General features: G+C 72.1%; 12 protein-coding genes. 8 read left to right on the top strand and 4 right to left on the bottom strand.

The genetic code is table 11. The features are described from left to right. Window positions 1–128 precede the first annotated feature (128 nt). Both OG875_RS14510 and OG875_RS14505 read left to right on the top strand, forming a co-directional pair. Window positions 129–2,429 carry an MMPL family transporter gene (locus tag OG875_RS14510; protein WP_330174649.1) on the top strand — a complete coding sequence of 767 codons (2,301 nt, stop codon included), beginning with the start codon at window positions 129–131 and terminating at the stop codon, window positions 2,427–2,429. 207 nt (window positions 2,430–2,636) lie between these two features. Then, a complete protein-coding gene (locus tag OG875_RS14505) occupies window positions 2,637–3,596 on the top strand; it encodes a sporulation protein (protein WP_330174648.1) in 960 nt (319 codons plus the stop codon). 54 nt (window positions 3,597–3,650) lie between these two features. Here OG875_RS14505 and OG875_RS14500 read toward each other — a convergent pair whose 3' ends face one another. From OG875_RS14500 to OG875_RS14490, 3 genes are all read right to left on the bottom strand, one after another. Beyond that, window positions 3,651–5,960 (bottom strand): MMPL family transporter, encoded by a 2,310-nt coding sequence (locus OG875_RS14500; protein ID WP_330174647.1) that lies wholly within the window; start codon window positions 5,958–5,960, stop codon window positions 3,651–3,653. Between the two features lie 224 nt (window positions 5,961–6,184). Further along, window positions 6,185–6,592, bottom strand: a complete 408-nt coding sequence (locus OG875_RS14495) for a TraR/DksA family transcriptional regulator (protein WP_330174646.1) — start codon at window positions 6,590–6,592, stop codon at window positions 6,185–6,187. Window positions 6,593–6,711: 119 nt separating this feature from the next. Continuing rightward, a complete protein-coding gene (locus OG875_RS14490; protein ID WP_330174645.1) occupies window positions 6,712–7,836 on the bottom strand; it encodes an NADH:flavin oxidoreductase in 1,125 nt (374 codons plus the stop codon). 307 nt (window positions 7,837–8,143) lie between these two features. Between OG875_RS14490 and OG875_RS14485 the strand changes: the two genes are divergently transcribed. Together OG875_RS14485 and OG875_RS14480 are read left to right on the top strand one after the other, a co-directional pair. Then, window positions 8,144–8,659, top strand: a complete 516-nt coding sequence (locus OG875_RS14485) for a hypothetical protein (protein WP_330174644.1) — start codon at window positions 8,144–8,146, stop codon at window positions 8,657–8,659. Window positions 8,660–8,843: 184 nt separating this feature from the next. Continuing rightward, window positions 8,844–9,422, top strand: coding sequence for a snapalysin family zinc-dependent metalloprotease (locus OG875_RS14480; protein WP_330174643.1), 579 nt, complete (start codon window positions 8,844–8,846; stop codon window positions 9,420–9,422). A gap of 195 nt (window positions 9,423–9,617) precedes the next feature. Here the strand turns inward: OG875_RS14480 and OG875_RS14475 are convergent, their stop codons facing one another. Continuing rightward, the gene (locus OG875_RS14475; RefSeq protein WP_330174642.1) at window positions 9,618–10,421 is read right to left on the bottom strand and encodes a TetR/AcrR family transcriptional regulator; all 804 of its coding nucleotides are present in this window, start codon (window positions 10,419–10,421) and stop codon (window positions 9,618–9,620) included. Window positions 10,422–10,543: 122 nt separating this feature from the next. Between OG875_RS14475 and OG875_RS14470 the strand changes: the two genes are divergently transcribed. From OG875_RS14470 to OG875_RS14455, 4 genes are all read left to right on the top strand, one after another. Continuing rightward, window positions 10,544–11,659 (top strand): medium chain dehydrogenase/reductase family protein, encoded by a 1,116-nt coding sequence (locus OG875_RS14470; RefSeq protein ID WP_330174641.1) that lies wholly within the window; start codon window positions 10,544–10,546, stop codon window positions 11,657–11,659. Beyond that, a complete protein-coding gene (locus tag OG875_RS14465; RefSeq protein WP_330174640.1) occupies window positions 11,652–12,503 on the top strand; it encodes a TetR/AcrR family transcriptional regulator in 852 nt (283 codons plus the stop codon). Before OG875_RS14470 ends, OG875_RS14465 begins: the two co-directional genes overlap by 8 nt. 30 nt (window positions 12,504–12,533) lie before the next feature. Then, complete coding sequence (locus OG875_RS14460) at window positions 12,534–13,160, top strand: ABC transporter permease (protein WP_330174639.1); 627 nt, start codon at window positions 12,534–12,536, stop codon at window positions 13,158–13,160. A 189-nt stretch (window positions 13,161–13,349) separates the two neighbouring features. Continuing rightward, window positions 13,350–14,588, top strand: coding sequence for a PP2C family protein-serine/threonine phosphatase (locus OG875_RS14455; RefSeq protein ID WP_330174638.1), 1,239 nt, complete (start codon window positions 13,350–13,352; stop codon window positions 14,586–14,588). Window positions 14,589–14,699 lie beyond the last annotated feature (111 nt).

Genomic DNA, 14,699 nt, shown 5'->3' with positions numbered 1-14,699 from the left:
CCCGTACGCGCACCACCCCGCACCGCGCGCACCCGCACCAGACCCCCCGCACCACAGCCCCCCCGCACCACAGCCCCCCGCAGCACACCCCCTGCCCAAGCCGACCACCGAGAAGAGAAACCTTTCCGATGGCTTCCCTGCTGTACCGGCTCGGCCGGTTCTCCTTCCGGCGGCGCAAACGCGTCGTCGCCGTCTGGCTGCTCCTGCTCGCCCTGCTGGGCGGAGCCGCCGTCACCCTCATGGGTCCGACGAGCGACAAGTTCACCATGCCCGGCACCGAGTCCCAGCGTGCGATGGACTCGCTCCAGAAGCAGTTCCCGCAGGCCAGCGGCACCACCGGCACCATAGTCATCGCCGCGCCCGAGGGCGCGAAGCTCGCCCCGGCCGCCGTCGCGCCGGTGGTGGAGGAGGCCGCCGCCGTGCCCGGCGTGCTCGGCGCGGTGGACCCGTTCCAGGCCGGTGCCGTCTCGAAGGACGGCCGCTACGCCCTGGTCCAGGTGCAGTTCGAGGACGCCGCCGACGACGTGACCGACGCGCAGCGCGCCGCGTACGAGAAGGTCGGCGCGGACGCCGAGGGGCTGCGCGTCGAACACGGCGGCGAGGTCCTCACCGCCAAGGTCGAGGTGGGCTCCACCGAGGTGATCGGCGTGCTGGTCGCCGCGGGCGTCCTCGTCGTCACCTTCGGCTCGCTGGTGGCGGCCGGTATGACCCTGCTGAACGCGCTCGTCGGCGTCGGCGCGGGCATGGCCGGGCTGTTCGCGCTGAGCAGCGTGATCGACCTCACGAGTACGGCTCCGATCCTGGCCCTCATGCTGGGGCTGGCCGTCGGTATCGACTACTCGCTGTTCATCACTTCGCGTTACCGCCAGTATCTGACCGAGGGGGTCGACGCCGAGGAGGCGGCGGGCCGCGCGGTCGGCACGGCCGGTTCGGCGGTGGTCTTCGCGGGCGCCACCGTGGTCATCGCACTGGCGGGGCTGACCGTCGTCAACATCCCGTTCCTGAGCGTGATGGGCCTGGCCGCCGCCGGTACGGTCGCGGTCGCCGTCGTGGTCGCGCTCACCCTGCTTCCGGCGCTGCTCGGGTTCGCGGGCAGCCGCGTACTGCCCCGCAAGCAGCGCGACGCGGGGCGCACGGGGGAGGACGCCAACTCTTCCGAGACGACGGGGACCACCGAGTCCACCGACTCCACTGATTCCACCGAAGTCACCGGCACCCCCCGGGCGTTCGGTTTCCGCTGGGGCCGGACCGTCACCCGGCTCCGTGTCCCGGTCCTCCTCGTCGGCATCGTCGGCCTCGGCGTGCTCGCCCTGCCCGCCGCCGACATGCGCCTGGCGCTCCCCGACGCGGGCACCGCCGCCGCCGGCTCCGCGACCCGCGAGGCGTACGACCTGACCAGCGAGGGATTCGGGCCCGGCTTCAACGGCCGCCTGATAGCCGTGGTTTCGAGCGACGACGCCGCGAGCACGGCCGTCGCCGCGAAGGAGGCCGCCGCGCGCATCCAGGGCACCAAGGACGTACTCGCCGTCGCACCACCGCAGTTGAACAAGCAGGGCACCACGGCGCTCCTCACCGTCATCCCCAAGGCCGGTCCCACCGACGAGACGACCGAGGCGGTCGTGCACGCGGTCCGCGACCGCGTCGCGGACATCGGCGAGGTCCCGGGCGCGGCGGGCGCCGATGTCGCGCTGTCCGGCACGACGGCGGTCGGCATCGACGTCTCCGAGAAGGTCGCGGACGCCATGCTGGTCTATCTGCTGCTGGTCGTCGGCCTGTCGATCCTGCTGCTGATGCTGGTCTTCCGCTCGCTCCTGGTCCCGGTGAAGGCCGCGCTCGGCTTCCTCCTGACCATCGGCGCCACCTTCGGCATCACGGTGGCGATCTTCCAACAGGGCAATTTCGCGAGCCTGTTGGGCGTCGACACCCCCGGTCCGCTGGTGAGCTTCCTGCCGATCCTGCTCATCGGCATCCTGTTCGGGCTGGCCATGGACTACGAGGTCTTCCTGGTCTCCCGGATGCGCGAGGAATTCGTCCACGGCGCGAGCGCCCAGGAGGCGACCGTCAGCGGCATGGGCCACAACGCCCGCGTCGTGACCGCCGCCGCGCTGATCATGACGGCCGTGTTCGGCGGCTTCGTCTTCATGCCCGACCCGATCATCAAGTCGATGGGCTTCGCACTGGCCGTGGGCGTGCTCGTGGACGCGTTCGTCGTCCGGATGGCACTGGTCCCGGCCGTGATGTCACTGCTCGGCCGCGCCGCCTGGTGGCTCCCGCGCGCCGTCGACCGCGCCCTGCCCAACCTGGACATCGAGGGCGAGAGCCTTCAGCGGACGCTCGTACCAGGACAGGGACAGGGACAGGGCGCCGCGTCCGCGTCCGGGACGGGGACCGAGTCCGAGACTGAGTCGGGGGACCGCGTCAGGGTGTGACGCCCCACGGCCGACGTGCGCGACGGCCGGACATGTACGACGGCTGAACGTGTGTGTGATGGCTGACACATCGTCAGAACGGCCTGGCCCGGCCCCTCGGAGGGGGATCGGGCCAGGCCGTTCCCTATGCTGGAAACGCGTGCTTTCTACAGTGCTGTAGAAGTGAGCATGCGTCAGTAATCCGGGAACGAAGGAGGGAACACCTCGATGGTGTTCAAGCGACTGCTCGGTTCACTCGGCGTCGGTGGGCCGACGGTGGAGACGCTGCTGGAGGAGGGGGCCGTCCTGCCGGGAGGGACCCTGCGCGGGGCGGTTCGGCTGACCGGTGGCAGCGTGGCGTACGACATCGACCGTGTCACGCTGGAACTCGTCGCCCGTGTCGAGGCGGAGCACGACGAGGGCGAGCACGAGGGCTACGCCGGGTTCGAGCGGTACGAGATCGGCGGGGGTTTCCGGCTGGGGGTGGAGGAGCCGTACCGGGTGCCGTTCGCGGTGCCGGTGCCGTGGGAGACGCCCGTTTCCGAGCTGCACGGTGAGCCGCTCGGCGTGCTTCTGGGCGTACGTACGGAACTTGAGGTCGCCGGGGCCAGGGACAAGGGCGACTTCGACGCGTTCGCCGTACGGCCGCTGCCGGTGCAGGAGGCCGTACTGGAGGCGCTCGGGCAGCTCGGCTTCGGGTTCCGGTCGGCGGACCTGGAGCTGGGGCGTATCAACGGGAGCGGGCAGCGGTTGCCGTTCTACCAGGAGATCGAGCTGATCCCGGCGCCCAGGTACGCGCATCTGCTCAACGAGATCGAGCTGACGTTCCTGGCGCGCGCGGACGGCACGGAGGTCGTCCTGGAGGGCGACGGGCACGGCGGCGCGGGCGTGGACGACGCGCTGGACCGGCACGAGGTCGGGCACGAGTACGTCGCGGGCATGGACTGGAACGCGGTGGTCACGGGCTGGATCGACCAGCTCGCCGCGCGGTACGAGGGGCACGGCCACAGCGGCGGTCACGGTCACAGCGGTCACGGCTCGGGGCACGGCTCCGGCATGGGCGCGGGCGCGGCCGGGCTGGCCGCGGGTGCCGCGGGCGGGGTCGTCATGGCCGAAGTCGTGGACGAGGTGGGCGACTTCTTCGAGGGCGACGAGGACGAGGCGGGCGAAGAGGCGGAAGAAGGCTAGAAGGAACTGGTGGGGGCGGGGCCCGTATCGCGACGAGCGGCGGGCCCCGCCCCCTCAGTGGCCGCCCGTTCTCGCCGCCTCCACGGACAGGTTGGGCACGATCCGGCGCAGCCACGCGGGCATGAACCAGTTGGCCGGACCGATCAGATGCATCAGGGCCGGGACGAGCAGGCCCCGGATGATCAGGGCGTCCACGAGTACGGCGAAGGCCAGGCCGAATCCGAACTCCTGGAGTACGTGGTCGTCGCCGATCAGGAACGACCCGAACACCAGGATCATGATCCCGGCCGCCGCCGCGATGACCCGCCCGGTCTTCGCCTGACCGTGCGTCACCGCCAGGTGGTTGGAGCGGACCGGATCGGCGGGCGGGTGATTGGAGCGGACCGGGTCGGCGGGCGGGTGGTCGCCACGTACGCGGTCCGAGGGCGGTTCGCCGGCCCGGTGTGCCTGGCCGGCCCGGTCGGCGTCGTGTGTCGGGATGTCGTGTGCCGGGGCGCCGCGCCGGTGGCGCCACTCCTCCTGCATACGGCTGACCAGATACACCTCGTAGTCCATCGAGAGCCCGAACAGCACCGAGAACAGCAGCACGGGGATGAACGCGTCGACCGGCCCCGCGACCGGCACATGAAGCACCGAGAGGCCCCAGCCCCAGGTGAAGACGGCGCAGAGCGCGCCGAGCGCGGCGCCGACGGACAGCAGGTTCATCACGGCCGCCACCAGCGGAATCAGCAGACTCCGGAACACCGCCATCAGCAGCAGGAACGCCAGGATGACGACGACGGCGATGAACAGCGGCAGCTTCTCGCTCAGCACCCGCGAGAAGTCGATGTTGGTGGGTGTCTCCCCGCCGACATGGACCGGGGGATGGCCGGGCCCCTCCGCCTTCGGCGCCAGATCGCGGATGGTGCCCACGAGGGTGACGGTCCGCGCGGAGCCCGGACCGGTGCTCGGGTAGAGGATGGCGAGCGCGACCTTGCCGTTGGGCGAGGTGGTCGGCGGGGTCACCGAAACCACCCCGGGTGTCTTGGCGGCGGCGGCGAGGAACGCGGCGAACGCCTGTGTGTCGTTAGGTGAGTTGATCTCGCTGACCAGCTGGAAAGGCCCGTTGTAGCCGGGGCCGAACCCCTTGGCCAGGGTGGTGTACGCCCGCTGGGTGTGGGAGCCGATCGGGTCGTTCGCGGCCCCGGAGGAACCGAGCCGCAGCCAGAACAGCGGGAGCGCCACCACGACCACCAGGACGAGCGCGCCCAGGGCGACCGGGACCCGGCGCCGTTCCACCAAGGACGCCCAGCGCAGCCAGAACCCGTGCGCGTCGTCGGCGACGGGCCCCTTCTCCTTGTGGGCGCGGCGCTCGCGGCGGGAGAGGGTCTTCGGGCCGAGGAAGCCGAGCATGGCGGGCAGGAAGGTCAGCGAACTGGCCATGGTCAGGGCCACGGTGAGCGCGGACGCCGCCGACAGGCCGTACAGGAAGTCGATGCCCAGCGCGAACTGCCCGAGCAGCGCGATGCATACGGTGATCCCCGCGAACAGCACCGTCCGGCCGGACGTGTTGACCGCCTGCTCCGTCGCCTTTCCGTACGGCAGGCCGGACTTCACGGCGCTGCGGTGGCGGCTGATGATGAACAGGCCGTAGTCGATGCCGACGCCGAGCCCGATGAGGACGGCGAGGTCGCTGGAGACGCTCGGGGTGTCCATGACGTGCGACAGCAGGCTGATGACGGACGTGCCGATGAGCAGCGCGACGGCCGCCGTCACCAGCGGCATCAGCGAGGCGAGAAGCGCGCCGCCGAAGACGATCAGCAGAATGACCAGCGCGGCGACGGCGCCCACGGCGACGGACAGGCCGGGGCCGGCGTTCTCCTCGTTGCTGATGGACTGACCGCCGAGCGAGATACGGACGTTCGGCCCCTCGGCGGTCTCGGCGGCGTCGATCAGCTTGCGGGCGTCGGACTTCGTGACGTCGGCGGCCTTCATCTTCCAGCTCACGTCGGCGAAGGCGATCGTGCCGTCCTTGCTGATCTGCGCCGCGCCGCGCGGGCTGTAGGGGCTGACGACCGAGGCGATGCCGGGGAGGGCGGCGACCTTGGTGAGGGCGTCCGTGACCGGTGTCCGTACCGAGTCGGACCGTACGGTGGCGCCGCCGGTGGCCTCGATGACGATCTGGTCGCTCTCGCCGGACGCGGCGGGGAAGTTGTCGGTGAGGAGGGTCACGGCGGCCTGTGCGTCGGTGCCCGGCAGGCTGGCGCTCTCGTTGTACTTGCTGCCGAGTGACCGGTCGGCCGCGACGGTGGCGACGAGGAGTACGAGCCAGAGGGCCACCACGAGGCGGCGGTGCAGGAAACACCAGTGGGCCAGACGAGACACGATGTTTCTCCGCCGGGATGTCGAGTGCCGGACAGGACCAACGAAGGTCTACTCGACGGGTGCGCGGGCGGGGCGAAACGTCACTCCAACGAGGGCGGTTCCTTGGACCGGGCGGCGACGGGCGTCGAGGGGCGTCGAGGGAGCGAAGCGGGGGCGGCGGCGAGGGGGTGGGCGGTGCCGGTTGCCGCGTACGGCCTCGGTCAGGCCGTACGGCCCCCGTCCAGTCAGGTTGTACGGCCCCCACCCCCGCCTCCCTTTGCGGAGCGCGGCGGGGACCCGGCGCAGCGTACGCACGTACGGGCCGCCGGCCGTACCTCCAGCCGCTCGGCGGGGATCGGCTCGCCGCACACCTCGCAGCGCCCGTAGTCGTTTCGGTCCAGCCGTTCCAGTGCCTGGTCCAGGCCGGTCACCTGCTCGCGCGCCTGTGCCAGCAGGGAGGCGACGTGGGCGCGTTCGAAGGCGGTGCTCGACCCGTCGGGGTCGTGCTCGTCGTCCACCGCCACCAGGGCGTTGGCCTGCACAATCGCGTCGAAATCCCGCTCCAGCGCGGCGATCCGGGCCTGCGTGTCGGCACGCTCGGCGATCAGCCGCGCGCGTGCGGACCCGTGTCCGTCGCCTGCCTCGGGGCTCATGGAGGTCAGAACACCGCGCCCCGCCGGCGCATTCCGACAGCCCGTTCCGCGATCCCGGTGGCCCAGGCTCCGGGATCGCGGGTGCGGGTGCGGGTGGACGGACGCGCGTACGCGGGGCGTCAGCGCAGGGTCTTCAGCATCTCCGCGCGGAAGGGTGTCACGTCCCCGCCGCGTCCGCCCAGGACCTTCGCCGCCCACTCGGGGTCGGCGATCAGCGCCCGGCCGACGGCCACCATGTCGAACTCGTCGCGCTCCATCCGCTCCAGCAACCGGTCGATGGGCGTGACGGCGGAGTCGTTGCCCTGGAAGGCGCCGAGGAACTCGCCGTCCAGGCCGACCGAGCCGACGGTGAGCGTCGGCCGGCTGCTGAGTTTCTTGACCCACCCGGCGAAGTTCAGGTCGGAGTCCTCGAACTCCGGCAGCCAGTAGCGGCGCGTCGACGCGTGGAAGACGTCGACCCCGGCCTCGGCCAGCGGCGTCAGCAGGGCGTCGAGTTCGGCGGGCGTCCGGGCGAGCTTCGCGTCGTAACTGCCCATCTTCCACTGCGACAGCCGCAGGAAGAGCGGGAAGGAGTCCGACACGACCGCGCGCACGGCGGCCACGATCTCGGCCGCGAAACGGGTCCGCGAGACGAGGTCACCGCCGTACGCGTCGGTACGGCGGTTGCTCCCGGCCCACAGGAACTGGTCGATCAAGTAGCCGTGCGCGCCGTGCAGTTCGACCCCGTCGAAGCCCAGCCGTTCGGCGGCGGCGGCCCCGTCCGCGAACGCGCCGATGACATCGTCCAGATCCTTGGCCGTCATGGCGCGGCCTTTGGGCTCGCCCGACAGCGACACGCCGGAGGGGCCGACCGGCTCCGCCTCCAGGACCGGCGGCGCGCCCTCCTCGCGTGTGACGCCCACATGCCAGAGCTGCGGGATGATCACGCCGCCCGCCCGGTGTACGGAGTCCACGACGTTCGCCCACCCGGCGAGCGCGTCCGCGCCGTGGAACCTCGGAACCTGGTCGCTCGTACCGGCGGACTCGTGGCCGACGTAGGTGCCCTCGGTGATGATCAGTCCCACGTCGCTGTCGGCGCGCCGGGTGTAGTAGTCCGCCACGTCCTGGCCCGGTACGCCGTTCGGCGAGAACTTCCGGGTCATGGGTGCCATGGCGATCCGGTTGCGTGTGGTGAGCCCACGGACCGAGAAGGGCCGGGCGAGGGTGTCCGCCGCTTGCGGGCGGGGGGTGAGCGCGTCTGTCACGGCGTGTCCTGTTCCTCGGGGGCGGTGGGGGCGGTGGGTCGGGCAGGTGCGTCGGGTGCGTCGGTTTCCTCGCGAGGGCGTGTCTGTCGGTCGCCAACGCTCGCCTGTCCTCCGCTCATTCCGCTTCGGACGGATGTGGCCCACGTCTCCGTACGTCTCCGCACGTCGTCCCGCGTCCGCGCCCGTCGTCCCCGCGTCTTCTCACGCTCCGTCACGGGCGGGAACAGGGGCAACCGTCGGGAGGTGTCCGCCGTCTCTCCTGGCGCGCAACCCTCCACCGGACGAGCAGCAGAGGCGGACACGGACCATGAGCGTGGCGGCGAATCGGGTCGGGCGTCCCAGGGAAGTCGAGGCGGCCTTCGTGGTCTTCCTGGTGGCGATCGTGGCGGACCTGGTGATGTGGGTGCTCGGTACGTTCGTCATCGCCCCGACGGGATGGGACGACATGCGCCAGGAGATGGGCGCGGACGGCGCGACACGGCAGATGGCCCTGTCCGCCGGTTTCACGGTGGTCACCAGCGGGCTGTTCCTGTTCTTCGTGTTCCAGATGCGCCGGGGGCACAAGTGGGCGCGGATCGTGCTGACGATCACGAGCGCCCTGCTGCTGGTCTCCGTCGCCGACATCATGAGCATGAACAGCGGCGGATCGGGGTCGGCGGGCGGCGTCCTCCGCGAGCTGATCGACGCCGCGAGCCCTCTTCTGCTGGTGGCTGTCGCGGTCGTGCTGATGTTCCTGCCGGCCGCGAACCGCTACTTCTCCCCGAACTCGGCCGCCGCCGCCGCTTCGGGGACCCAGGAGTCCTCGGCGCCACGCGAGGACTGACGGACGGGCTGACGCACGGGGGCACGTACGGAGCGGCGTACGGAGTGGCGTACGGCGCGGCCTACGGGGAACGAACTGCCTTTTGTGGTGGCCGGATTGACGGATTGGTGTCCGTCCGGGTTGGGCAGTGAGCAGGGGAACTTCGTGTCATGTCCACGTCTTTCTCTTCGCAAGGAGGTCCACCATGCACATTCGTAAGGTGACCGGCGGGCTCGTCGCCGCCCTCGCTGTGACGTTCTCCCTGATGGGCGGCCAGGCCACGGCCGCGCCGGCCCCGTCCCAGGCTCCGGCCGCCGACCGGGCCGCGGCGGCGCGCGTGGTCACGTACGACGCCAGCGGCGCGGCCGAGTTCCGGTCCGCCGTCGACCGGGGCGCGGCGATATGGAACGAGAGCGTCGCCAACGTCGAGCTGCGCCCGGTCGCGTCCGGCCAGCGCGCCAACATCCGCGTCCTGGCGGACAACGGCTGGCCCCGCGCCCAGACCACCTCGCTCGGCAACGGCACGGTCTGGATCGGGCGCCTCGCGGTGACCGAGGGGCACAACACCACCCGCATCTCGTCCCACGAACTGGGCCACATCCTGGGCCTGCCGGACATCAAGCCCGGCCCCTGCACCAGCCTGATGTCCGGTTCCACGGCGGGGACCTCGTGCACGAACGCGTACCCGAACGCGTCCGAGAAGTCCGCGGTCGAGCGCTACTTCGCCGGCGGGTTCGCCCGTACGGCGGGAACCGCCCCGCTCAGCACCACGATCGTGGGCTGACACCAGGACGGATCACTCGTACGCCCCGGAGCGCGCATCGCATCGCGTCGTCACGCGTCGCGTTGCCCGACATCGTGCTGCCTGACCTCGCCTCGCGTGGTCTCGCGTCGCGCCGCGCTCCGGGGCGTACGTGTGCGGACACCGGGCGAGGCGGGGCGGGCCGACGGCCGGGGCCGGCCCCAGGGCCGTCGCCCGTCAGTCCTTCAGATGGGCGAGCGCCCTGATGATGCGGTCGGCGATGTCCGGCGGCCAGGGGAACGCGGCGGTCACGGCCCGCTGATGCGCCAGGCCGTGCAGCCCCAGCCACAGCGCGACGGCGTCGCCCGCGACATCGGTGCTGGTGGCCTGCCCCGCCGCGACACAGGCGGCGAGCAGGTCGCTCAGGATCCCCAGGCTCGCCGCACCGAGCGAGGTCAGCTCCTCCTCCGTCACTGAACTCTCGCCCAGGGTCGGCACCCAGAGCCCGCCGAACATGGTCCGGTAGCGCTCCGGATGGAGCCGGGCGAAGTCGAGATACGTGGTGCAGCCCGCGTACAGGCGCTGCCGGGGATCGTCACCGGCCGCCTCCACGCCGGCGCGCAGACCGCGCTCCAGCTCCACGAACTCCCGCCGGACGACGGCCAGCATGATGGCCGGCTGGTCGGGGAAGTGCGGGTAGATCGAGGGGGCGGCGATGCCGACCCGCCGGGCGACCGAGCGCAGGGTGATGGCGCGCTCGTCGCCCGCCTCGTCGAGCAGTTCCGCCGCCGCGTCGACGATCTCCTCGCGCAGACGGCCACCCTCGCCCCGGCGGTTGCGGGCGCGGGCCGGTTTCGGCGCGGGTGCGGGTGTGTCCGCCGCGCGGCTGCCCCGGGTCGGCGTGCCGCTGCCGCTGCCGCTGCCGCTATTCTCCGCGCCGCTGTTCTCCGCGCCGTCGTGGCCCGTGCCGCCGTCCCCCGCGTCGCTGTGCCCCGTGCCGCTGATATTCACACTGCCGTTCTTCCCACCGGTGTTCTTCACACCTGTCACCTTACGCCGCGAAGTTTACTTTGGACCCGTCGGCGGTTCCGCTTGTGCGGCCTGACTGAACGGCTGTAGCCTTACGAACGTAAGCAAACGAGCGCAGCCCCAAGGAGACCGTCATGACCAGCGCCGTCACCACCCTCACCACCGAGATCGTCCTTCCGGGCAAGGTCGAGCCGCGCGGCCTCGTCGTCCACACCCGTGAGCTGCCGGCGCCCGCCGAGGGCCAGGTCGTGCTGCGGATGGACGCGACGGGCGTCTCGTTCGCCGAGCAGCAGATGCGCCGGGGCAAGTACTACGACCAGCCGGCCTTCCCCTTCGTACCCGGCTACGACGTGGTCGGTACGGTGACGGCCGCCGGCCCCGGCGTGGACCCCGCGCTGACCGGCCGCCGCTTCGCCGCCGTCACCAAGACCGGCGCCTGGGCCGGACATCTGCTGCTCGACGCGGCCGACCTGGTGGCCGTGCCCGACGACGTGGACGCGGCAGCGGCGGAGACCGTACTCGTCAACGGCATCACGGCCTGGCAGATGCTCCACCGCAAGGCCAAGGTCCGCTCGGGCGGGACCGTCGTGGTGCTGGGCGCCAACGGTGGTGTCGGCTCCACCCTCGTCCAGCTCGCCCGGCACGCCGGGATCACGGTCATCGGCACCGCCGCGCCCCGCCACCACGCCACGCTGCGGGAGCTGGGCGCGATCCCGGTCGACTACCGCGACCCGGAGATGTACCGCAGGATCGCCGAGATCGCGCCGGGCGGCGTGGACGCGGTCTTCGACCACGTCGGCGGCGCCGGGCTGGTCGAGTCGTGGCGGCTGCTCCGGACCGGCGGAACTCTCGTCTCGTACGGCACCGCCGCCACCAAGGACGAGGAAGGCAACTCGCAGCTGCCGGTGCTGAAGGTGTTCGCACGGCTGCTGGCCTGGAACGCCCTGCCCAACGGCCGGAGCGCGTACTTCTACAACTTCTGGGCGGGCCGCCGCCGCCCGGAGACCTTCCGCCGCCGGCTGAGCGAGGACCTGACGCGGGTGCTGGGGCTGCTCTCCGCCGGGGTGCTCACCGCGCAGATCGCCGGGCGGTTCCCGCTGTCCGAGGCGGCGTCGGCGCTGGAGCTGGCGGAGTCGCGGACGGTCGCGGGCAAGGTCGTCCTCGTCCCGGACGAGGACGCGGGCACGGGCGCGGGCGCGGGCACGGGCACGGGCATGGACGTCGGCATGGACGCGGGCGGCGGTGCGTGAGGCGGCGGGCCGGTCCGTGCCTGCGGCCGTACGCGGGGAGCCCGCCGCCACGGACACGGCTACCGCCACGGCCTCTGCTACCGCTACCGCCGCGACCGCCGGCCGGGCGCCCGCGCCCCGGACCGCCCGCCCCCGCAACCGCCGGGGAGAAGGCAGCCAGCTGCGCGCCGACATCCTGGCCGCCGCGACCGACCTGCTCGACCGGGGCGGCGCACGCGCCGTCACCCTGCGCGCCGTGGCCCGCCGGGCCGGGATCACCGCTCCCTCGATCTACCCGCACTTCCCCGACCTCCCGGCCCTGATGCGCGCCCTCGTCCACGAGGCGTTCGGCGAACTGACCGGCCGGCTCCGGGCAGCCGTCGCCCCGGTGGCCGACGACGAGCCCGAAGAAGACCCCGAAGAAGACCCCGACGACGACCCGGGCAACGACCCCGACGTCGCTCTCGATGCCGCCGAAGGCGCCGAGGACCGTCTGTACGCCGCCTGCCTCGCCTATCTCGACTACGCCGCCGCCCGCCCCGAGCGCTACCGCGCCATGTACGGCGAACCCCCCGGCCACCCCGGATGCGGCGGAAGCGGCGCCGACCGGCGGGCCCCGCGCGGCGCGGAAGCCCTGAACATCCTGGCCGGGGCGCTCGCCGACTGTGTGAACGCGGGCCGCTCGGCCAGCACCGATCCGGCGGCCGACGCGTCAGCCCTCTGGCTCGGCCTGCACGGACTCGCGCACCAGCGCGCCAACTCCCGCATCTCGCCGCTGCCCGCCACTCGCGTACGGCCCTTCGTGGCCGCGCTGTCCCATCTCGACCGGCCCCGCCAGGCAGAACACCTGACTTTACGCCCGTAAACATACGCCCCAGAACCCGGAGGACCCACCATGTCTCTGTCCCTCACCATCCCCGCCCCGAACGCCACCCCCATCCCTGCCCCCGCCGTCGCGCCGCATCGCCCGGCCGTCGAGGTCGACAACCGCGCGACCTACGCGAGCTTCGGCCTCGCGTACGTCCTCGGCCACGGCGCCTCCGCGCTCTCCCAGGGCGCCACCCCACTGCTCGACCTGCCCGGCTGGCTGCCCACCGCGCTCCTCGGCGCGGGACTCGCGGCCGGCACCGTCAGTGCGACCCTCGCCGCCGCCCGCGCCCAGCGCGCCGCCACCGGGCCGGACATCCTCGTCGGCAAGATGCTCGGCGCCTCCTGGATCGTCGGCTTCGCCGCGCTGTTCCTCGCCATCACCGGCCTGACGAACAGCCTCGGCATGCCCGGCCTCCAGTCCGTGCTCTGGCCCACGGGGTCGGGCCTCGTCGTGGGCCTGCTCTACCTCGCCGAAGGCGCCGTACGCCGCAATCCGCTCCACTACGGCCTCGGCGTCTGGCTCGCCCTGATCTCCACGGCGGCCCTCCTCCTCGGCACCCCCGCGCTCTTCTGGGTCCTCACACTCGCGGGCGGCGGGGCCTACGCACTCGCCACCGTCCTCGAATCCCGCCGCCTCCGCGCCCTCGCCTAGGCCGTACCTGACCAGCGGAACGTCCCGGCGCCCGCCCGCCGGGCGCGCACGGCGGGACGGATGCTCGTACGTTGGAAGCGTTGGAAGCGTTGGAAGCGTTGGAAGCGCTGGAAACGTCGAAACAAGAAACGCGACAAGTCGGGCAAGAGGTCACGCGCGGGACGACGGGGCGGGTCTGGAGCGACGGTCATGCCGGAGATCGACTACAGCGATCTGTTCGCCGCCTCGCCGAGCCCGTACCTGGTGCTCGACACACAGCTCATGATCATCGACGTCAACGAGGCGTATCTGCGGGCCACCGGCCTGCGCCGGAACGACCTGCTGGGCAACTTCATCTTCGACGCGTTCCCCGACAACCCCGGCGACCCCGAGGCCGACGGCGTACGGAATCTGTCGGCCTCGTTCGACCGCGTCCTCGCCACCGGCGAGCCCGACACGATGGCGCTCCAGCGTTACGACGTCCCGGACCCGGAGCGTCCGGAGCGGTTCGCCGAACACTGGTGGTCCCCGGTGAACACCCCGGTCACCGACTCCGACGGCGGCGTGACCTGCATCATCCACCGTGCCGAGGACGTCACCGCCTTCGTCCGCTCCCGCCGCTTCCGCCATGTCGTCGGCGGGGAGCTGACCGCACGCGAGGAGGGCATGGAGTCCGAGCTGTACGCGCGCGCCCGCGAACTCCAGCGGCTCAACGACGAGCTGCGGCTCGCCCACGGCCGGGAGCGGCAGGTCGCCGTCACCCTCCAGGAGGCGATGCTCCACTCGCCCGACCTGGCCCATCACCCGGACATCGCCGTGCGCTATCTGCCGGCGATCGGCTCGCTCAACGTGTGCGGCGACTGGTACGACACCGTCGACCTCAGCGACGGGCGGTTCTCCGTCGCCGTGGGTGACGTCGTCGGCCACGGACTTGAGGCCGCCACCGTCATGGGCATGCTCCGCAGCGCGCTGTCCGCCGTCAGCCGCGCCGTCCCCGGGCCCGCGCAGGCCCTGGAGATCCTCGGCCTCTACGCCCGCTCCCTCGACGGCGCCCTGTCCACCACCGCCGTCACCGCGCTGGTGGACACCCGCAGCCGCCTCGTCACGTACAGCAGCGCCGGGCACCCGCCGCCGGTCCTGCTGCACCACGACAGCACCTGCGAACTCCTCGACCAGGCCACCGACCCGCCCCTCGGCGCCCGGCCCGAACACGTGGTCCGCCCCCAGGCAGGCACCAGCTACGCCCCGGGCGACACCCTCGTCCTCTACACCGACGGCCTGATCGAGCGCCGGGGCGAGGACATCGACGCCGGGCTCGGCCGCCTCACGAATGCGCTCGCCACCTGCGTGGATCTCCCCCCGGAGGAAGTGGCCGACCGGGTCCTGCAACGTCTCCACCTGACCGCCGGCGCCGGCGACGACATCGCTCTCGTCGTGATCCGCCTGTAGCCGACCACAGAACCCCCGCAGGCATGCGGAGAACCCGCGAGAACCCGCGAGAACCCGCGAGAAAAACTTGTCGCGGCGATGTCGAGAACGCGGAGCCGGTTCCGTCCCCGT

The organism is Streptomyces sp. NBC_01498 (assembly GCF_036327775.1).
Taxonomy (GTDB): Bacteria; Actinomycetota; Actinomycetes; order Streptomycetales; family Streptomycetaceae; genus Streptomyces.
Note: the sequence above shows the minus strand (reverse complement) of the source record. Positions and strands in the feature narration are given on the sequence as shown.

Excerpts from the sequence above, each read along its gene's own strand:
- OG875_RS14480 (WP_330174643.1), top strand. The coding sequence starts at position 8,844 with ATGCACATTCGTAAGGTGACCGGCGGGCTCGTCGCCGCCCTCGCTGTG.
- OG875_RS14495 (WP_330174646.1), bottom strand. The coding sequence starts at position 6,592 with ATGAGCCCCGAGGCAGGCGACGGACACGGGTCCGCACGCGCGCGGCTG.
- OG875_RS14485 (WP_330174644.1), top strand. The coding sequence starts at position 8,144 with ATGAGCGTGGCGGCGAATCGGGTCGGGCGTCCCAGGGAAGTCGAGGCG.
- OG875_RS14510 (WP_330174649.1), top strand. The coding sequence starts at position 129 with ATGGCTTCCCTGCTGTACCGGCTCGGCCGGTTCTCCTTCCGGCGGCGC.
- OG875_RS14470 (WP_330174641.1), top strand. The coding sequence starts at position 10,544 with ATGACCAGCGCCGTCACCACCCTCACCACCGAGATCGTCCTTCCGGGC.
- OG875_RS14460 (WP_330174639.1), top strand. The coding sequence starts at position 12,534 with ATGTCTCTGTCCCTCACCATCCCCGCCCCGAACGCCACCCCCATCCCT.
- OG875_RS14505 (WP_330174648.1), top strand. The coding sequence starts at position 2,637 with ATGGTGTTCAAGCGACTGCTCGGTTCACTCGGCGTCGGTGGGCCGACG.
- OG875_RS14455 (WP_330174638.1), top strand. The coding sequence starts at position 13,350 with ATGCCGGAGATCGACTACAGCGATCTGTTCGCCGCCTCGCCGAGCCCG.